The 17,614-nt window shown below is 75.7% G+C and carries 20 protein-coding genes; 15 read left to right on the top strand and 5 right to left on the bottom strand.

From position 1 onward, the window contains the following. Positions 1 to 176 precede the first annotated feature (176 nt). The gene (locus ACH9D3_RS08620) at positions 177 to 563 is read left to right on the top strand and encodes a hypothetical protein (protein ID WP_396410615.1); all 387 of its coding nucleotides are present in this window, start codon (positions 177 to 179) and stop codon (positions 561 to 563) included. Between the two features lie 4 nt (positions 564 to 567). Here the strand turns inward: ACH9D3_RS08620 and ACH9D3_RS08615 are convergent, their stop codons facing one another. Together ACH9D3_RS08615 and ACH9D3_RS08610 are read right to left on the bottom strand one after the other, a co-directional pair. Continuing rightward, positions 568 to 1,416, bottom strand: coding sequence for an alpha/beta fold hydrolase (locus ACH9D3_RS08615; RefSeq protein ID WP_396410614.1), 849 nt, complete (start codon positions 1,414 to 1,416; stop codon positions 568 to 570). Next, complete coding sequence (locus ACH9D3_RS08610) at positions 1,413 to 2,057, bottom strand: pyridoxamine 5'-phosphate oxidase family protein (protein WP_396410613.1); 645 nt, start codon at positions 2,055 to 2,057, stop codon at positions 1,413 to 1,415. Before ACH9D3_RS08610 ends, ACH9D3_RS08615 begins: the two co-directional genes overlap by 4 nt. Before the next feature lie 150 nt (positions 2,058 to 2,207). Here ACH9D3_RS08610 and moaC point away from each other — a divergent pair, with 150 nt between their 5' ends. The 7 genes from moaC (at position 2,208) to ACH9D3_RS08575 (ending at position 8,679) form a co-directional block, all read left to right on the top strand. Continuing rightward, positions 2,208 to 2,705: a cyclic pyranopterin monophosphate synthase MoaC gene (moaC, locus tag ACH9D3_RS08605; RefSeq protein WP_396410612.1), complete on the top strand. Its 498-nt coding sequence runs from the start codon at positions 2,208 to 2,210 to the stop codon at positions 2,703 to 2,705. Then, entirely contained in the window at positions 2,702 to 3,241 is a 540-nt protein-coding gene (locus ACH9D3_RS08600; protein ID WP_396410611.1) for a molybdopterin-binding protein, read from the top strand. Before moaC ends, ACH9D3_RS08600 begins: the two co-directional genes overlap by 4 nt. Continuing rightward, entirely contained in the window at positions 3,238 to 3,690 is a 453-nt protein-coding gene (locus ACH9D3_RS08595) for a molybdenum cofactor biosynthesis protein MoaE (protein ID WP_396410610.1), read from the top strand. Before ACH9D3_RS08600 ends, ACH9D3_RS08595 begins: the two co-directional genes overlap by 4 nt. Before the next feature lie 5 nt (positions 3,691 to 3,695). Further along, the gene (gene moeB / locus ACH9D3_RS08590) at positions 3,696 to 4,874 is read left to right on the top strand and encodes a molybdopterin-synthase adenylyltransferase MoeB (protein WP_396410609.1); all 1,179 of its coding nucleotides are present in this window, start codon (positions 3,696 to 3,698) and stop codon (positions 4,872 to 4,874) included. 126 nt (positions 4,875 to 5,000) lie between these two features. Next, positions 5,001 to 6,062, top strand: coding sequence for an acyl-CoA dehydrogenase family protein (locus ACH9D3_RS08585; protein ID WP_396410608.1), 1,062 nt, complete (start codon positions 5,001 to 5,003; stop codon positions 6,060 to 6,062). After that, positions 6,059 to 7,417 (top strand): PIG-L family deacetylase, encoded by a 1,359-nt coding sequence (locus ACH9D3_RS08580; RefSeq protein ID WP_396410607.1) that lies wholly within the window; start codon positions 6,059 to 6,061, stop codon positions 7,415 to 7,417. Before ACH9D3_RS08585 ends, ACH9D3_RS08580 begins: the two co-directional genes overlap by 4 nt. After that, positions 7,411 to 8,679, top strand: a complete 1,269-nt coding sequence (locus ACH9D3_RS08575; protein WP_396410606.1) for a glycosyltransferase — start codon at positions 7,411 to 7,413, stop codon at positions 8,677 to 8,679. Before ACH9D3_RS08580 ends, ACH9D3_RS08575 begins: the two co-directional genes overlap by 7 nt. A gap of 71 nt (positions 8,680 to 8,750) precedes the next feature. Here the strand turns inward: ACH9D3_RS08575 and ACH9D3_RS08570 are convergent, their stop codons facing one another. After that, positions 8,751 to 9,173 (bottom strand): VOC family protein, encoded by a 423-nt coding sequence (locus tag ACH9D3_RS08570; RefSeq protein WP_396410605.1) that lies wholly within the window; start codon positions 9,171 to 9,173, stop codon positions 8,751 to 8,753. Positions 9,174 to 9,345: 172 nt separating this feature from the next. Between ACH9D3_RS08570 and ACH9D3_RS08565 the strand changes: the two genes are divergently transcribed. After that, positions 9,346 to 10,275, top strand: a complete 930-nt coding sequence (locus ACH9D3_RS08565; RefSeq protein ID WP_396410604.1) for an alcohol dehydrogenase catalytic domain-containing protein — start codon at positions 9,346 to 9,348, stop codon at positions 10,273 to 10,275. Positions 10,276 to 10,287: 12 nt separating this feature from the next. Here the strand turns inward: ACH9D3_RS08565 and ACH9D3_RS08560 are convergent, their stop codons facing one another. Then, positions 10,288 to 10,968, bottom strand: coding sequence for a hypothetical protein (locus ACH9D3_RS08560; RefSeq protein ID WP_396399626.1), 681 nt, complete (start codon positions 10,966 to 10,968; stop codon positions 10,288 to 10,290). 182 nt (positions 10,969 to 11,150) lie between these two features. On the opposite strand from ACH9D3_RS08560, the gene ACH9D3_RS08555 reads away from it, so the two are divergent. The 6 genes from ACH9D3_RS08555 to ACH9D3_RS08530 all read left to right on the top strand — a co-directional run bounded on the left by ACH9D3_RS08555 (position 11,151) and on the right by ACH9D3_RS08530 (position 16,786). After that, positions 11,151 to 11,948 (top strand): SDR family oxidoreductase, encoded by a 798-nt coding sequence (locus ACH9D3_RS08555; protein ID WP_396410603.1) that lies wholly within the window; start codon positions 11,151 to 11,153, stop codon positions 11,946 to 11,948. Positions 11,949 to 11,950: 2 nt separating this feature from the next. Then, positions 11,951 to 12,667 carry a hemerythrin domain-containing protein gene (locus ACH9D3_RS08550; protein WP_396410602.1) on the top strand — a complete coding sequence of 239 codons (717 nt, stop codon included), beginning with the start codon at positions 11,951 to 11,953 and terminating at the stop codon, positions 12,665 to 12,667. A 263-nt stretch (positions 12,668 to 12,930) separates the two neighbouring features. After that, a complete protein-coding gene (locus ACH9D3_RS08545) occupies positions 12,931 to 13,227 on the top strand; it encodes a hypothetical protein (protein WP_396410601.1) in 297 nt (98 codons plus the stop codon). Between the two features lie 102 nt (positions 13,228 to 13,329). Beyond that, complete coding sequence (locus tag ACH9D3_RS08540) at positions 13,330 to 14,061, top strand: GAF and ANTAR domain-containing protein (protein ID WP_396399624.1); 732 nt, start codon at positions 13,330 to 13,332, stop codon at positions 14,059 to 14,061. Between the two features lie 231 nt (positions 14,062 to 14,292). Beyond that, positions 14,293 to 15,570 carry a glycosyltransferase 87 family protein gene (locus tag ACH9D3_RS08535; protein ID WP_396410600.1) on the top strand — a complete coding sequence of 426 codons (1,278 nt, stop codon included), beginning with the start codon at positions 14,293 to 14,295 and terminating at the stop codon, positions 15,568 to 15,570. Beyond that, on the top strand, positions 15,563 to 16,786 hold the full coding sequence (locus tag ACH9D3_RS08530) for an MFS transporter (protein ID WP_396410599.1): 1,224 nt from the start codon (positions 15,563 to 15,565) through the stop codon (positions 16,784 to 16,786). Before ACH9D3_RS08535 ends, ACH9D3_RS08530 begins: the two co-directional genes overlap by 8 nt. Before the next feature lie 25 nt (positions 16,787 to 16,811). On the opposite strand, the gene ACH9D3_RS08525 is transcribed toward ACH9D3_RS08530, so the two are convergent. After that, entirely contained in the window at positions 16,812 to 17,564 is a 753-nt protein-coding gene (locus ACH9D3_RS08525; RefSeq protein ID WP_396410598.1) for a PIG-L family deacetylase, read from the bottom strand. Positions 17,565 to 17,614: the final 50 nt, after the last annotated feature.

The raw sequence follows: 17,614 nt of genomic DNA, 5'->3' as shown, positions 1-17,614 counted from the left end.
CCCCTGCTGGTCCCGGCCGTTGCCGGGCCGAACGGCTGCCGGGCCGGACCGCTGCCGGGCCGGACCGCTGCCGGACCCGACCCGGGCGCCGGATCCGGGGACGCCGCGGTGGTGCCGGCGCCGCTCGCTAGACTGGTTCGCGCCCCCGCCCGGACGATCGCACAGAACAGGTCCTCATGACGTCCCTGCTCGCCCCGCTGCTCCTCGCCGCCACCGCCGTCATCCAGGCGCTCGGCCGCTACGAGTACCACCAGCACGGCATCACCGTGGTGGGTCAGATGGTCTTCCCGATCTTCTTCGCCGTCCTGGCGGTCTTCCTCGCCCGCCGCGGCGAGCCGGGCGCCTACGGCACCGCGCACCTCGCGGTGCTCGCGGCCGGCGCCGTCCTGTTCGTGCTGTCCCTGGTCGGCTGGAACGGCACGGTCCCCCAGCTCTACCCGTCCGTGGGGATCTACTACGCGGCGTTCGCGCTCCTGGCGATCCAGGCCGCGCTGCGCATCGCGGGGACTCCGAGGAGCCTGCGCGAGGACGCCTCGGCCGAGGGGCCCGCGCGGCGGGACTGAGCGGCTACGCCACGACCCGGCCGGCGCGCTCGAGCACCAGACCGGCCAGCTCCCCGGCCCGCGTCTCCGGCAGCCAGTGGCCCGCGTCGAGCTCCACGAACCGGTAGGGGCCCCGGACGTGCTCGGCCGTCAGCTCCGCGGCCCGCCGGCCCAGGGCTGCGTCCCGGCTGCCCCACACGTACGTGGTCGGTACGTCGACGGGCCCGGTGCGCAGCCCGGACAGCGGCAGGGCGCGGTACCAGTTCAGGGCCCCGGTGAGCGCACCGGGCTCCCGCATCCGGGCGGCGCAGCGGGCGGCCTCCGCCGCGGGCAGGCCGGAGCGGCGCAGCAGGTCCTCGAGGCGCGGACCGAGCAGCGACTCCGGGAGGCGGGGAAGCTGGAAGGCCGCGACGTAGGCGGAGCGCAGCGCCTGCGGCGACCGGGTCAGGGAGCGGGCCAGGGCGCGGGGGTGCGGGACGGAGGCCACGGTGAGGGACGCCGTCCGCTCCGGGTGCTGCGCCGCGAGGGCCCAGGCGACGATCCCGCCCCAGTCGTGGCCGACGACGTGCGCCCGCTCCAGCCCCGCGGCGTCGAGCAGCGCCACGGCGTCCCGGACGAGCAGCTCGAGCCGGTAGGCCCGCCGCCCGGCGGGTCGAGCCCCGGGGGCGTAGCCCCGCTGGTCGGGCACGAGCGTGCGCAGACCCGCGGCGTGCAGGACGGACGCCACCCGCGACCAGCTCGTGCCGTCCTGGGGGAAGCCGTGCAGCAGGAGCACCGGCTCCCCGTCCACGGGGCCGTCGTCGCGCACGTCGAGCAGCAGATCGCCGGACGGGCAGCGGATCAGCCGGTCCGGCCGCGCGGACCCGGCGCTCACTCGTCCGGGGCGCGCCGCACCTGCGACCACGGGGTGCGCCACACCCCCGGGTCCGCGACCGGGAACCGGCGCCCGGTCACGGAGTCCGGCACGACCCGGACGAAGATGCCCTTCCGGCCCGCCTGCCACGGGAAGAGCGGCAGGTCGAGGGTGTCCGTCAGCTCCTGGACCTGCTGGATGCGCTCGGCGCGGCCCCTGACCACCACGCTCCACGCCTCCGCGGAGGACTCGTCGTACCCGTCGGTCTCCACCGCCACCGGGACGTCGGTCAGGGCGGACGCGAGCTTCGTCCCCTCGGCCGAGCGGAAGACGAGGGTCCCGTGGTCCACCACGAAGTTGACGGGGAAGATGTCCGGGTGGTCCTCCACCCACACCGCGAGGCGGCCGACACCGGCGTCCCGCAGCAGCTCCCAGCACCTGTTGGCCGCCAGCTCCTCCACGTCGTGGCCGTGGGTGTCCGTCATCGTGTCCTCCGTCATGGTGTCGAGGTCGAGGTCGAGGTCGAGGTCGAGGTCGAGGTGCAGGTCGGGGTCGGGGTGCAGCTCGAGGCCGTGGTCGTCGGTGACCCGGCCCGCGGCCGCGTCCTGCTCGTGGTGCCGGCGGCGTCGGCGGCCCCTGGTCGCGTCCCGCCAAGCTAGCACCGCCCCGGGTGAGGGACCAGGCCATGACGCGGCGGTGCGCCGCCGCGCACGAGCCCCGGACGCCGTGGTCCGGGGACCTCGCTTCCGGGATCCGTGGTCCAGAATGGGGAGGGACGCACCGTCCGGGAGAGCCGAAGGGACCGAACCGACATGACCGATCAGCAGCAGGGACTCACGCACGTGCGGGCGGACGGGTCCGCGCACATGGTGGACGTGTCGGGCAAGGCCGTCACCACCCGTGAGGCCACCGCGACGGCCACGCTGCGCACCCGCCCCGACGTCGTCGAGCAGGTCTTCGCCGCGGACCTCCCCAAGGGGGACGCCCTGCCGGTGGCCCGGGTGGCGGGGATCATGGCGGCCAAGCGGACCCCGGACCTCGTGCCGCTGTGCCACCCGCTGCCGATCAGCAGGGTGACGGTGGACTTCGAGCGCCTGACGGACGGCGTGCGGATCACCGCGACGGTGCGGACCCGCGGGGTGACGGGCGTGGAGATGGAGGCGCTGACGGCGGCCTCGGTGGCGGCCCTGACGCTCTACGACATGATCAAGGCCGTGGACAAGCTCGCCGAGATCGACCGGGTCCGGGTGCTCGCGAAGTCCGGCGGCGCGTCCGGGGACTGGGCGCGGACCGGCGGGGACGCCGCGTGAGGGGCGCCGCCGTCATCGTCGCCTCCACGCGCGCCGCCGCCGGGCTCTACCAGGACCGCAGCGGGCGGATCGCGGCCGACTGGTTCGGCTCGCACGGCTTCGAGGTCGAAGGTCCGTTCGTGGTGGCCGACGGCGAGGACGTCCGCGCCGAGCTCGAGCGGCTGCTCGTGGCGCGCGCCCCGCAGGACCGTCCCCGGGTGATCGTGACCAGCGGGGGGACGGGTCTCGCCCCGGACGACCTCACGCCGGAGGTCACCCGGCCCTTCCTGGACCGTGAGCTGCCCGGCGTCATGGCGGCCCTGTGGGCCGAGGGCCGCCGGACCACGCCGCTGGCGGTCCTCAGCCGCGGTCACGCCGGGGTCAGCGGGCACACCTTCGTGGTCAACCTCCCCGGCTCCACCGGCGGTGTGTGGGACGGGCTGAAGGTGCTCGAACCGCTCCTCGACCACGTCTGCGACCAGCTCGAGGGCCGGCTCGACCGCGGTCACGACGGGCCCCGCCACGACCCCCGACCGCACGAGGAGACCGACCGATGAGCACACCCGGACCCGTCCAGGCGCAGACGGCCGTGATCGGCGCCTTCGTCACCGACGAACCGCTCGACCACGCCCGGGCCGTGGCGGCGGTGCAGGACGAGCGCACCGGCGCCGTGGTCAGCTTCAGCGGCGTCATCCGCGACCACGACGGCGGCCGCCCCGTCACCAGCCTCGACTACACCTGCCACCCCGGCGCGGACCGGGCCATCGAGGACGTGGCCCGCCGGGTCGCCGAGGAGTTCCCGGGCGTGCGGATCTGGGCCGCCCACCGGATCGGCCACCTGGGGATCGGGGACTCCGCCCTGGAGGCGGCCGTCGCCGCCGCCCACCGCAAGCTCGCGTTCGCCGCGTGCGACGCGCTCGTGGACCGGATCAAGACCGAGGTGCCCATCTGGAAGGAGCAGCTGTTCGCCGACGGCTCCACCGAGTGGGTCGGGCTGGACGCCTGAGCACCGTGGACCTGGACCCGCTCGTCGAACCCGCGGCCGCGCTCACCGAGGCCGAGCTGCGCCGCTACGCCCGTCACCTCACCGTGCCCCAGATCGGGGAGGAGGGCCAGCGGCGGCTGAAGAACGCCCGGGTGCTGTGCGTGGGCGCGGGCGGACTCGGCTCGCCGGCGCTGCTCTACCTCGCCGCCGCGGGGGTGGGGACCCTCGGGGTCGTCGACGACGACGTCGTGGACGCCTCCAACCTGCAGCGCCAGGTGATCCACGGGGAGGGGACCCTCGGCGTGCCCAAGACGCGATCCGCGGCCGCGCGGATCGCCGACCTCAACCCGCTGGTGCGGGTGGTCGAGCACCGCGAGCGGCTCACGGCCGGCAACGCCGTGGACCTCCTGGCAGCCTACGACCTCGTCCTGGACGGCACGGACAACTTCGGGAGCCGCTACCTCCTCTCCGACGCCTGCGAGCTGACCGGTCTGCCGCACGTGTGGGGCTCCATCCTGCGCTTCGACGGCCAGTACTCGGTGTTCTGGGCCGCCCACGGACCGACGTACCGGGACCTCTATCCCGTGCCGCCGGCCCCGGGGTCCGTGCCCGACTGCGCCGAGGCGGGGGTGCTCGGCGTCCTGCCGGGCCTGCTGGGCACCGCCATGGCGGTCGAGGCCGTCAAGCTCGTCACCGGGATCGGCACCACGATGCTCGGCAGGGTGGCCACCTACGACGCCCTCTCGGCCCGGTGGTGGGAGATCCCGCTCGCGCCCACGCCGGGCCGCGCGCCCGTGACGGCCCTCGCGGGGACCGGCGACGGCACCCCCGCCCGCTCCGCGCCGAGCCCCGGTCCGGTGCCGGAGGCCGTCCCGACCGTCACGGCCGGGGAGCTCGCGGAGCTCCTGGCGGCGCGCGAGCGCGGCGAGACGGACTTCGAGCTGGTCGACGTCCGGGAGCCCTACGAGGCCCGCCTCGCGGCGATCCCCGGCGCGCGGCCGGTCCCGCTCGGACAGTTCGAGTCCGGCGAGGCCCTCGCGCGGATCGACCCGGGCCGCCGGGTGCTGCTGCACTGCAAGGCGGGCGCCCGCTCCGAACGGGCGCTGCGGCTGCTGCGGGCCGCGGGGCACACCGACGCGGCGCACCTCGAGGGCGGGGTGCTCGCGTGGATCGAGCAGGTCGATCCGTCCCAGCGGCCCTACTGAACCGGCCCGGCCGGGCCCTCCCGGCCCCTGCTGCCCGGACCTCGGTGCGCGGAGCCGGGACCGGGCGGGGGCCGGCGGGCAGGCCGTAGGCTGATCATCCCCATGTCGCCGACCGATGGACACCGCATGCCCCCTCCGCACCCCCGTCACGCCACCGGTCCCGAGAGTGCCCGGGAGGCCGCGGCGGCCCTGCGCGAGGCCCGGCCGGGTGCCCTGGCCCAGGCTCTGCGCGTGGCCCGTGCCCTCGGCGAGGAGCTCCCCGTTCCCGGCGCCGGCCGCACCGGGCAGCTGTGGCTGCGGCTCTCCGAGCTCGCCCGGCTCGACCTGTCCCTCGCCCGCGTCGTGGAGCCGCACCTGGACGCCCTCGCCGTCCTGCGCCAGGCCGGGCTGGAGGAGCTCGCCGGTCTGCCCGCCGCGTGGGGCGTGTGGGCGGCCGAGGCTCCCGGTCACGAGCTCGCGGCCCGCCGCGGGCCCGGTGGCTGGGAGCTCACGGGCAGCAAGGCCTGGTGCTCGCTCGCCGCGCACCTCGACCGCGCCGTCGTCACCGCGAGCACGGGAACCGGGCGCCGCCGGGCCTTCGTCGTGGACCTCGCCCACCCCGGAGTGGTCCCGGGGAGCACGCTGGAGTGGCGGCCGGCCGGGCTGGGGGACGTGCCGACCGGCGGCGTGCGGTGCACGGCGGTGCCGGCCGTGCCGGTCGGGGAGGACGGGTGGTACCTGGAGCGCCCCGGCTTCGCGTGGGGCGGGATCGGCGTGGCCGCGTGCTGGTACGGCGGCGCGGCCGGGGTCGCCGACCTCCTGTGGGACGACGCCGTGCGCCGCCGCGAGCCGGGGCGGCGACCGCTCGACCAGCTGGGCCACGCCGCGCTCGGCACCGTCGACGCACGCCTCCACTCCGCCCGCACTGCGCTGCGCACGGCGGCGGAGCAGGTCGACGCAGGCCGGGCCGGCGGGGAGCGCGGCGCGGTCCTGGCCCTGCGCACCCGGCGGGTGGTCGCCCGTGCCGCGGAGGCCGTGGTCGGGGAGGTGTCGGCCGCCACCGGGCCGGGCCCGCTCACCGGCGCCCCCGAGCACGTCCGCCGGGTGAGCGCCCTGCAGGTGTACGTCCGGCAGGAGCACGCCCAGCGGGACGCCGCCGCGCTGGGGCGCGCGCTGCTCGGGGGCGCCGCCGGGGACCGTCCGTGGTGAGCTTCGACCACCGGGAGCCGGGCACCCCCGAGCCGGTGTGGGCGCAGGCGCCGCGCCTGCGGGCGGCGCGTCCGCTCGGGCTCGACGGGATCGACCGCCTCGTGGTCCTCGCCGCCCACCCCGACGACGAGAGCCTCGGCGCGGGCGGGCTGATCTCGCTCGCGTCCCGGGCGGGAGCCCGGGTGCGGGTGGTCGTGGCGACCCTGGGCGAGCGCTCGCACCCACTGTCCCCGACCCGGACGCCCGCCGATCTCGCCCGCGTGCGCCGGGCCGAGTGCGCGGCGGCCACGGAGTTCCTGGCCGACGGTGTGGCTCCCGAGCTGCTGGGGCTGGCCGACGGAGCCCTGGACGCCGCGGGCGAGGCGCTGCGCGCACCCGTGGCCGAGGCCGCGGCGTGGGCCGCCGCCGGGCGGCGGGGCGTGCTCGCCGCCCCCTGGGGCGACGACGGGCATGTCGACCACGAGGTCCTGGGCCGGGCCGCTCGGGCGGCCGCCGCGGCCCACGGTGTCGAGTGCCTCGAGTACCCCGTCTGGCTGTGGCACTGGGGCGGGCCCGAGGACCTGCCCCCGCACGGGGTCCGGGTCCTGGCCCTGGACGGCGCGGCCCGCCGGGCCAAGGACCGTGCGCTGGCCGCGCACGCCTCGCAGGTGCTGCCGCTGTCCCCGGCCCCGGGCGACGAGGTCCTCCTGGGCCCGCACGTGCTGGCACGCTTCCGCCGCCCGGCCGAGCACTTCTTCGTGACGCCGCGGCCGGGCGGCGCGCCCGACCCCGCCGCCGTGTTCGACGAGGTCCACCGGGGGGACGGAGACCCGTGGCGCGTCGACTCCTCCTGGTACGAACGGCGCAAGCGCTCCGTGACCCTGGCCGCCCTGCCCCGGTCCCGGTACCGCCGTGCCCTGGAGGTCGGCTGCTCCCTCGGCGCCCTGACCGCCGAGCTCGCGGACCGGGCGGATTCCGTGCTGGCCGCGGACGCGAGCGGCGTCGCGGCCGAACGCGCCCGGCACCGGCTGGCGGATCGTCCCGGCGTACGGGTCGAGCAGCGCCGGCTCCCCGAGCAGTGGCCGCCCGGCACGTTCGACCTCGTGGTGCTCTCCGAGACCGGCTACTTCCTCGACGCCGCGCAGCTGACCGGTCTCCTCGACCGGGTGGCCGGGACCCTCGAGGCGGACGGCCACCTCCTGCTGTGCCACTGGCGCCACCCGGTCGAGGGCTGGCCGCTCGACGCGGCCGACGTGCACGCGGCCGTGCACGCGGACGCCCGCTTCGGATGCCTGCTGAGCCACACGGAACGGGACTTCCTGCTGGAGGTCTTCGGACGGGGTGCCCGCCGGGTCCCCGGTGACGGCACGTGCTGAGCGGGATGGAGCGCGTGGTCGTCGTGGTCCCGGTCCGCAACGAGGAACGGCTGCTCGGCCGGTGCCTGGCCACGGTGCAGGACGCGGCCGAGCTGCTGCGGACGGCCCGGCCGCGGGTGCGGCTGGACGTCGTCGTGGCCCTGGACCGCTGCACCGACGGCAGCGCCCGGATCGCCGCGACGGCGGGGGTGGACGTCGTCGCCGGGACCTGGGGCACCGCCGGGGCCGCACGGGCCGCCGCGGTGCGCGCCGCCGGAGCTGCCGGGGACCGCACCTGGATCGTGTCGACCGACGCCGACAGCGCGGTGCCCGCCCACTGGCTCACCGGCCACCTCGGCGCGGCCGGGTGCGGGACGGAGCTGCTGCTGGGCACCGTGGAGCCGGACCAGCGGGACCTGCCCGCCGGCGTTCTGCGGCGCTGGCACGCCCTGCACCGCCTCGAGGAGGGGCACCCCCACGTGCACGCGGCGAACCTGGGCGTCCGCGCCGACGTCTACACCGCGTGCGGGGGCTTCCGGCCGCTGCCGCACGGCGAGGACGTCCGCCTGGCGGCGGCGGTGCGGGCGCGCGGGCACCGCGTGCTCGCCACGGACCGGGTCCGCGTGCTGACGTCGGGCCGGAGCGTGGGCCGGGCCGAACGGGGCTTCGCCGCGTATCTGCGGGCGCTGGCGGGGGACCGGCAGACCCTCGGCGCCGGGACGGACCGACCGGGGCCCGGCTACGCGGGGAGCGGACAGCCCTGGCCACGAACCGGTGACGTCTGCCTACGGTGGGGTCGTACCGAACCGACGAGAGGATCCCGCATGTCCGAGAACAGCATTTCCGCCAGCCGCGTCATCGACGCCCCCGCCGACGCCATCTTCGACGTCCTCAGCCTGCCCTCGCGCCACCAGCAGATCGACGGCTCCGGCACGGTCGTCTCCGGCGACGACCAGCGCATCCAGGACGTCGGCCAGGTGTTCGTGATGAACATGAACGGCGAGCACATGGGCGGCGACTACGTCATGGAGAACACCGTCTCCGGCTACGACAGGAACAAGCTCCTCGCCTGGAAGCCCAAGCCGCAGGGCGCCGAGCTGGAGGGCTGGGAGTGGATCTGGGAGCTCGAGCCCCAGGGCCCCGGGTCCACGCTGGTCACCGAGACCTACTCGTGGGAGCACGCGACCCCCGAGGCCAAGGAGGCCGTGTCCTTCCCGCTCTTCGCGGAGGGCGCCCTGGAGCACTCCCTCGAGCGGCTCGCGGCGGCGGTCTCCGAGAAGTGAGCGCCTGAGCGGCCCGCGCACGACGGAGCCCGGTCACCCCTGCCGGTGACCGGGCTCCGTCGTGCCTGCGGTCACTGTTGCTGGTGGGTGGCGCGGACGGAGGCCGCCGCGGGGTCGACCCAGAGGATCTCCCACTGGTGTCCGTCCGGGTCCCGGAAGCAGCGCGAGCGCAGGAAGCCGTAGTCCTGGGTGTCGCCCTCGGTCCCGCCCGCGCGGACGGCCCGGTCGACGATGGTGTCGATCTGTTCGGGGGAGTCGACGCTGAGCGCGTTGACGACGGACGCGTCGGCCGGGGTGCCGGGGGTCCCGGGACGCACCAGGCGCAGGTGGCGGTCCTCGCTCAGGACCATGACGTGCTCGTCCTCACGGATCTCGACGGTCCCGGCGCCGGCGCCCTCGAACGTGGGGTGCAGGCCCCAGCCCAGACGGGAGTAGAACCGCTTCGACCGCTCGAGATCCGTGACGGGGAGGGTGATGAAATCTGTCGGTGCCATGGCGTGCCCTTCGTGGTGCGGCAGGACTCGTTCCCAGGATGGTCCGCGACCGGCGGGGGCGCAACGGTGTGACGGGCCCCGCACCGGCATGTCAGGACGGCATCGGCCTGCCACCGGCCCGGCGCCTCGACCTCACCGGAATGGGACGGCGCCGCACGGGGTTGGAACGGGCATGCAGGTCATCGGAGTCGAGTCGTTCGGAGGGCCCGAGGTCCTCGCCCCCCACGAGGTGCCGGACCCCCATCCCGGGCCCGGGGAGGTGCGCATCCGGGTCAGGGCGGCCGCCGTCAGCCCCACGGACACCGTGTTGCGCGCCGGCGGTCAGCCGCTGGAGCACCTGCGACCGCCGTACGTGCCGGGGATGGACGCGGCCGGGGTCATCGACGAGGTCGGCGAGGGCAGCGCCTGGCACGCGGGGGAGGCGGTCATGGCCATCGCGCTGCCGCGCGGGGAGCACGGGGGCGCCTACGCGGAGCTCCTGGTCGCCCCCGACGACTCGATCGCCCGCCTCCCGGCGGGCACGGACTTCGCCACGGCCGCCACGCTTCCCATGAACGGGCTCACGGCCCTGCAGGTCCTCGAGGTGCTGGACCTGCAGCCCGAGCAGACCCTGGCCGTCACCGGGGCCGCGGGGACCCTGGGCAACTACGTGGTGGAGCTGGCCAAGCACGAGGGACTGACCGTCGTGGCCGACGCATCGGACCAGGACCTCGAGCTCGTGGAGAGCCTGGGCGCGGACCACGTGGTCGCCCGTGGCGACGACGTGGCGGAGCGCATCCGGGAGTTCTTCCCCGACGGGGTCGACGCCCTGGTGGACGCGGCCGTCCTCGACGAGAAGGCGGCTCCCGCGGTCCGGGACGGCGGGGGCTTCGCGACCGTCCGCCGCTGGCAGGGCGAGCCGGGCCGCGGCATCACCGTGCACCGGATCAGCGTGCCCCGGGAGTACCACTCGGGCCACAAGCTGGACCTGCTGCGCGGGTACGTGGAGGACGGCGTGCTCTGCCCGCGCGTGGCCGACGTCCTGCCCGCCGCCAACGCCGCCGAGGCGCACCGCCGCCTCGAGGCCGGGGGCGTGCGGGGCCGGCTCGTCCTCGTGTTCTGAGCCGGGCGGGTCTCAGAAGTGGGACCGGTACTGGTGGTCGATCCCGACCTGGTCGACCCTGCGGTGGAAGCGCATCCCGGTGAGTCCGCCGAGCACGGCGGCGAGCAGAGGGATCAGGACGGCGACCAGCAGGGCGATGATGCCGCCGGTGGTCAGCGCGCCCTCGCCGACGGGGACCCGGGGGAAGCTGTTGAGGTCGCGCAGGACGTTGAACTGCTCACCCGCGAGGGCGCCCAGGACCGCCAGGACGATCGCCATCAGGATCGCCCACAGCCACACGGCGACCCCCTGCTTGGCGCCGTCGAACCGGGCCATGCGCCCGGCCACGTAACCCCCGGCGAAGTAGGCGACGAAGAGGACGAGAGCGAGGGCGATCCCGCTGACGATCCCCACGGTGCCGGCGTCCTGGGACACCTGCTCCGCGATCTCCCCGGGATCCGTGCTGGTCGCGACCCCCACGCCCGCGCCGATCGCGGCGAGCAGGGCGGTGAGCAGCACGGCGATGCCGGTGGCGGTCATCCAGCCGAAGAACGCGGAGCCGAACTTCATGCCCCCGTACTCCTGCTTCTCCGCGGCGACCACCTCGTTCCGCCGACCTCGCGGGGTGGACGCCCCCGAGCGGGCCGGGGGGACGCCCCCCGGCTCCTCCGGATCCCCGGGGACGGTTGATCCTGACGGGCCCTGGTGCGCCATGACGTTCTCCTCGTCCTTCGACCATCAGTGTGCTGAACAGCTTCCTCCGAACACCCGGGGACCGCAACGGTCCGCCGCCGACCTCGCGGGCGCCGGTGCCCCCACCGGTGCTCGGTAGTAGGCTGATGGTTCCGGCAGCACCTCGAGAGCAGCCCGCCCGCGGCGGGCGGAGAGGACCGACCATGGAGTTCGCTCCCCGCACCGCCGTCGTCACCGGCTCGGACTCCGGCATCGGGCGCGCCACGGCCGTCGCGCTCGCCGCGGCCGGGATGGACGTCGGCATCACGTGGCACCGGGACGAGGCCGGCGCGGAGCGCACGGCGGAGGAGGTCCGTGCCTGCGACCGCCGGGCCGTGGTGGCGCGGCTGGACACGACGGAGCTGGACCGGTGCGGCGCCGCGGTCGACGACCTCGTGGACCGCCTCGGCGGCGTGGACGTGTTCGTGCACAGCTCCGGGACGGGCGCGAACGTCCCGTTCCTGGAGACGCCCCTGGCCACGTGGCGCAACGTCCTGGCCACCGACCTCGACGGCGCGTTCCTGTGCCTGCAGGCGGCGGCCCGGCACATGGTCGCCGCCGGCCGGGGCGGCCGGCTCATCGCCGTCACGAGTGTCCACGAGCACGTCCCCCGGGTCGGCTCGAGCGCCTACGACGCGGCCAAGCACGGCCTCGGCGGTCTCGTGAAGACCATCGCCCTCGAGCTGGGGGAGCACGGCATCACCGCGAACTCGGTGGCACCGGGGGAGATCGCCACCCCGATGACGGGGCAGGAGGACGAGGACCCGCGGAGCGCCCACCGTCCCGGGGTGCCGCTGGGACGACCGGGGGACGCCCGTGAGATCGCCTCGGTCATCGCGTTCCTGGCCTCCCCGGCGGCCTCCTACGTCACCGGCGCGTCCTGGGTCGTGGACGGCGGCATGGTGCAGATGGGTCCGCAGGCAGGCTCCCACCTGACGAGCGACGAGTGGCGGCAGGGATAGTCGTGGAGAGATCGATCGCCGACCAGGGCGTGCACGAGCTCGGCGGGCGGCTGAGCGTGCTGACCCGGCAGAAGCAGGACCACGTCGAGCTGGACCGCCTGCTGCGGCAGCTGGACGGCGCGGACGCATCCGCCCAGGGGCTCGTGCTGCTGCGGATCCACCGTCTGGTGTTCCCGCACGCCTTCGCCGAGGAGGCGGTGCTGTGGCCCGTCGTGCGGCGGGTGCTGCCGGACGGTCACGAGCTGACGCTGGAGGTGGAGCGCGAGCACCAGGAGGTCAACGAGCTCGTCACCGCGCTCGAGGCCATGGCCGCGGAGGACCCCGCCCGGGGGCCCCTGCTCGCCCGGCTCGCCGCGGTGCTGCGGGAGGACGTGCGCGACGAGGAGGACGTCCTGCTCCCGCGGCTGCAGCGGGCCCTGGGCCGCCGCCGGCTGCGCGCTCTGGGCCTGGCCTGGGAGGTGGTCCGCCGCACCGCGCCCACCCGCGCCCATCCGGTGGTGGCCCGGCGGCCGCCGGGCAACGTGGTCGCGGCCGTTCCGCTGTCGGTGCTCGACAGGCTCCGGGACCTCGTGGACGGGGCCGTCCTCCGCGGCCCCGGACGGAGCGCGCCCGCCCTGCGCTCGGTCAGCACCCGCCTGGCCGGGCTCGCCCACCGGGTCGAGCACCTGTCCGTGATGCGCCGGGGCGAGGACCCCTCGACGAGGCCGCCCCGCACCTGAGCACGGCCTGCGGTGCGGGACGCCGGACGTCGCCCGCGAGCACCCGGCGTGCGGATGCCCGGCTCGTACCGGTCCGGTCCGGGGCGGGCCACGGGCCTCGACGCCCTCGCGGTGGTCGACTACGGTGGAGGGCGGTCGAGCAGTGGCCCACCGATCGTGCGCGCCCGAAACGCACCGAGAACCCAGGAAGCCGCTGTGGACCACATGTCCTCCCGCACCGCCCGCACGGAACGCCGCCGCGCCCACCGTCCCGGAGGTGCCGCGTGAGCGATGCGCTGACCGTGACCTCCGACGACCTGCCCGACCCGTCGTCGCCCTCCGGTCCCCCGGAGGCGGCGGCCGATCCCGGTCCCGACAGCGTCGACGCCTTCCCGCCCGACCTCTCCAGGCTGAGCCTCGTCGAGCTGCACGTGTGGCACAGCCGCATCTCCGGGCAGCTCTCCCAGGACCTCGCCGACCCGGCCGGACCCCATCCGACCACGCGGGACCGGCACCAGGAGCTCGTGGCCGAGCTCGACGCCCGGGGGACGTGGCTGCGGCCTCCCGGTGACGCGACCTGAGCGGGACGTCCCGGCCGGGCCGGCGGATAGACTCGCGGGGCCAGCGCCGGAGAGCGCCGGCCCCGGCCGGCACGCGCCGGGACCTGCGACGGACGGAATCCCATGACTGAGCAGGCGGGCGGGTCGTCCGCCGAGCAGTTCCAGGACCTGCTGCTCAACAGCGACGACATCACCGACTTCCTCGACGAGTTCACCCGGATGATGGCCCGGAGCCTGTCGGCCGACGGCGACGAGGTGTGGTGCGCGGTCACGCTGCTCCGTGACCGGCGGGCCGGGACCGTGGCCTCCAGCAGCGAGCGCGCCGGGCTCCTCGACGAGATCCAGTACGCGTACGGCGACGGGCCGTGCCTCACGGCGGCCCGGGAGCACCGCCTGGTGCACATCCCGGACCTGCGCGCGAGCGACGTGTGGCCCGACTACACCGACGACGCCGACCGCCACGGCATCCGCTCGGTGCTGGCCGTCCCCTTCGAGCTGGCCGGCGAGGCCGACGCCGGTCTCAACCTCTACTCCGACCGGCCCGGCAAGTACGACGCCGCCGCCATCGGCGCCGTCGAACACGAGGTGCGCTCCGCGTCGAAGGCCCTGCGGCTGGCCCTCCGCCTGGCCGGCCACCGGGACGCCGAGGAGCACCTGGGCGCGGCCATGCGCTCCCGGACCACCATCGACCTGGCGGTCGGCATCGTGATGGGCCAGAACCGCTGCAGCCAGGAGGAGGCCTTCGGCATCCTGGCCGCGGCCTCCAGCCACCGCAACGTCAAGCTCCGCGACCTCGCCGCCGAACTGGTCGCCACCGTGGGCAAGGGGCCCGCCACGACCCACTTCGACCGCTGACCGGCGGCACCGCGCACGGCGGGCACCGGAGACGTCGTGCCGGGCGGGACCGCCTGTCACGGGACGCGGCAGGCCGGGCTTAGAGTGGGCATCGACCCCTCCCGCCGCGCCGGGCCTCCTGCTGCGCACCGGCACGGCCGTGACCGGCCCCGCCGTCGTCGTGCTCGCCCGGACGCCCGACGCGGCCCCCGTCCGCTCCCTCCGGAGCACCGACCGAGATCTGAGGCCCTGGTGAGCTCCACCGCCGTCGCGCCCCGCACCGCACGATCGACGGCGCTGACCGTCCTGGCGTGGCTGCTGCTGGCGGCCGTGCTCGTGCGGTCCGTCTGGCTGGCCCTCGACGTCAGCCTCGACCTGGACGTCTACCGGCTCGGCGGCATGGCCGTGGTGGACCGGCACGGGTTCGACGACGAGCTCTACGGACCGGGCCTGAGCGTGCACGACGACGGAGGGCTGCCCTTCACCTACCCCCCGTTCGCGGCACTGCTGTTCGTGCCGCTCGCCTACCTCCCGGAGCCGCTCACCGAGCTCGCCCTCGTGCTCGCCACGATCGCCCTCGCCGCGGGTCTCGCCGCCGTCCTCCTGCGCTACGCGCGCGACCGCGGCCGCCCGCTGCCCCTGCAGACGCTGCTGGGCCCGGCCACGGCCGTGGCCGCGGGCACCGCGGTGCTGCTGTGGTCGGGGCCGTGGATGCGCAACGTGGGTCTCGGGCAGATCAACGCGCTGCTCATCGCCCTCGTGCTCTACGACCTGCTGCGCACCCGTGACGACACCCTCCTGGGCAGGATCCCCCGCGGGTTCTGGATCGGGCTGGCCGCCGGCATCAAGCTGACCCCCCTGGCGTTCGGCCTGGTGTTCCTGGTGCGCGGGCAGCTCCGGCCGATCCTCACGATGGGTCTCACGTTCGCCGCGACCGTGCTGATCGGGTTCCTGGCCCTGCCGCGGGACGCGGTCGAGTTCTGGACCGAGGCCGTGGTCAGCGACGAACGCGTCGGCGACACCGGGTACATCGACAACACGTCCCTGCAGGGGGTCCTCCTGCACCTCGGCGTGCCCGCGGACGCGGAACCCCTGCTGCGCTGGGCGCTGCTCCTCGCGCTGGTCGTGGGCGCCGCCCTGCTCATCCGGGTCCTGGCGGCCCGGCAGATGATCCTCTCGGTCGTGGCGGTCAACGCCCTCGTCATGCTCTACATGTCCCCGGTCACCTGGTCCCACCACCACCTGTGGTGGGGGCTCGTGTTCACGGCGCTGTGGGTCGAGGCGTGGCCCGGATTCCTCCGGGGCGGCCCACGCCGGCTCGCGCTGCTGCTGGGCGGGGTCGCCCTCGTGGGGCTGTACGTCGGGCCGATCCGCTGGGACGCGTGGCTGAGCCCCCTGGGCGTTCCCGCGCCCGCGGTCGAGGTCGTGGCCACCCTGTCCTACCTCGCCCTGTTCCTGCTCCTGGTCCTGTGGGTGGTCACCGGGCTCCGGGCCGGGGCCCGGGAGGTCGGCGGCCCCGGCCGTGGCTGAGGCCGTCCCGCCCGGCGACTGGACCGGCTACGACCGCGGCAGCCGGGGCTACCGCAAGGTGCTGCTGGCCCTGCTGTGCGCCGGCGTGGCGACGTTCGCCCAGCTCTACTCGGTGCAGGGCGTGCTGCCGCTCATGGCCACGGACCTCGGGATCGACGCCGCGCGCGCGTCCCTGGGCGTCTCCGCCGCGACCCTGGGACTCGCCGTGGGCGTCCTGCCGTGGTCCGTGGTCTCGGACCGGTGGGGCCGGCTGCGGACCATGGTGGTGGCCGTCGTGGCGGCCACCTGTCTGGGGCTCGTCATGCCCCTGGCGCCGACCTTCGAGACCGTCGTGGCGCTGCGCTTCGCGGAGGGCGTCGCTCTGGGCGGGATCCCCGCCGTGGCCATGGCCTATCTCGCGGAGGAGCTCGACCGCCGGCACGCTGCGGTGGCCGCCGGCACCTACGTGGCCGGCACGAGCCTGGGCGGACTCGCCGGGCGCATCGTGGCCGCACCCGTGGGCGACGCGTTCGGCTGGCGGACGGGCACGATCACCGTCAGCGTGCTCGCCGCGCTCGCCGCCGTGGTCTTCGTGCTGATCGCCCCACGCCAGCGGGGGTTCGTGCGCCAGACCGTCCGGCTCACCGGGCCGGCCGGGCTCCTGGGGCGTCTGCGGGCCAACCTCGGCGACCCCGGCCTGGTGGTGCTCTACCTGCAGGGCTTCCTGCTCATGGGCGGGTTCGTGGCGATCTACAACTACCTGGGCTTCCACCTCGGGGAGGAGCCGTTCGGCGTGTCCCAGACCGTGGTGAGCCTCCTGTTCCTCGCCTACCTCTCCGGCACCTGGTCCTCGGGGACCGCCGGGCGGATCGCCGCGGCCCGCGGGCGCCGGGTGGTCCTGGCGAGCAGCGGGGCCGTCATGCTGACCGGACTGCTCGCCACGCTGGTCCCGTCGATCCCCGTGATCGTGCTCGGGCTGCTGCTGTTCACCGCCGGCTTCTTCGCCGCGCACGCGATCGCCTCCGGGTGGGTGCCGGTGCGGTCCCGCACGGGCAAGGCGCAGGCCTCGTCCCTCTACACGCTCTTCTACTACGCCGGCTCCTCCGTGCTGGGCACGGCGGGCGGCGTCTTCTACACCGCCACCGGGTGGACCGGGGCGGTGGGCTTCGTGGCGGGGCTCGTCGTCCTCGCCATGCTCCTCGTGCTCACGGTCCTGCGGGAACCGGACCCGGCCTGACCGGTCCCCTCGCCCCGGCGAGCGCTCACTCGTCGCTGCCGCCCCACCGGAGGGGGAACACCTCGAAGGAGCTCGCGAGCGGCACGCCGAGGCGCTCGCCGGTGGCAGCGGCGCCGTCCCGCAGGAAGGCGTCCGGGTCGAAGTCCTCCCAGCCCAGCCCCTCGAGGTAGGCGCGGTGGGCGCGCAGGGACTCCACGCCGGCCCCGAAGGTCTCCGTGACGTCCGCGGCGTGCCGGGCACCGGGGGAGGCCGCCGCCCACACCGCCGTGACGTCCGGCCACGGCTGCAGGCCCGCCTCGACCTGCTCCGGGAACACCCACCGGTTCCCGGCGTCCCGCGCGGCGTCCAGCGTCGCCCGGCCCGTGGCGACGTGGTCGGCCTGGTTCAGGGCGGTGGCGCCGTCCCAGGTGTCGCGGAAGTTGTTGGTGATCACCACGTCCGGGCGGTGCCTCCGGACCACCTCCGCGATCCGCCGCCGCAGGGCCACCCCGTACTCGAGCACCCCGTCCGGCAGGTGCAGGAACTCCACCTGCTCCACCCCCACGATCCGGCAGGACTCCCGCTGCTCGTCCTCGCGCAGCGGGCCGCACTGCTCGGGCTCGAGCCCGTCGATGCCGGCCTCCCCGCTGGTGACCAGGCAGTAGACCACGTCCTTGCCCTGTGCGGTCCAGCGGGCCACGGCCGCTGCGGCCCCGAACTCCATGTCGTCCGGGTGCGCGACCACCACGAGGGCGCGCTGCCAGGTCTCGTCGACGTGCGTGAGCGGTGTCTCAGTCATGGTCCCCATCATGGCCCCGACCCCGGGGACCGGCAACGGGGACCGGCAAC

The organism is Kocuria kalidii (assembly GCF_044462225.1).
Classification (GTDB): Bacteria; Actinomycetota; Actinomycetes; order Actinomycetales; family Micrococcaceae; genus Kocuria; species Kocuria kalidii.
This window is presented reverse-complemented; position numbering and strand designations above follow the sequence as displayed.

Coding starts and splice junctions, on each gene's coding strand:
- ACH9D3_RS08560 (WP_396399626.1), bottom strand. CDS start 10,968: ATGGCGCACCAGGGCCCGTCAGGATCAACCGTCCCCGGGGATCCGGAG.
- ACH9D3_RS08525 (WP_396410598.1), bottom strand. CDS start 17,564: ATGACTGAGACACCGCTCACGCACGTCGACGAGACCTGGCAGCGCGCC.
- ACH9D3_RS08540 (WP_396399624.1), top strand. CDS start 13,330: ATGACTGAGCAGGCGGGCGGGTCGTCCGCCGAGCAGTTCCAGGACCTG.
- ACH9D3_RS08555 (WP_396410603.1), top strand. CDS start 11,151: ATGGAGTTCGCTCCCCGCACCGCCGTCGTCACCGGCTCGGACTCCGGC.
- ACH9D3_RS08595 (WP_396410610.1), top strand. CDS start 3,238: ATGAGCACACCCGGACCCGTCCAGGCGCAGACGGCCGTGATCGGCGCC.
- ACH9D3_RS08585 (WP_396410608.1), top strand. CDS start 5,001: ATGCCCCCTCCGCACCCCCGTCACGCCACCGGTCCCGAGAGTGCCCGG.
- ACH9D3_RS08565 (WP_396410604.1), top strand. CDS start 9,346: ATGCAGGTCATCGGAGTCGAGTCGTTCGGAGGGCCCGAGGTCCTCGCC.
- ACH9D3_RS08620 (WP_396410615.1), top strand. CDS start 177: ATGACGTCCCTGCTCGCCCCGCTGCTCCTCGCCGCCACCGCCGTCATC.
- ACH9D3_RS08570 (WP_396410605.1), bottom strand. CDS start 9,173: ATGGCACCGACAGATTTCATCACCCTCCCCGTCACGGATCTCGAGCGG.
- moaC (WP_396410612.1), top strand. CDS start 2,208: ATGACCGATCAGCAGCAGGGACTCACGCACGTGCGGGCGGACGGGTCC.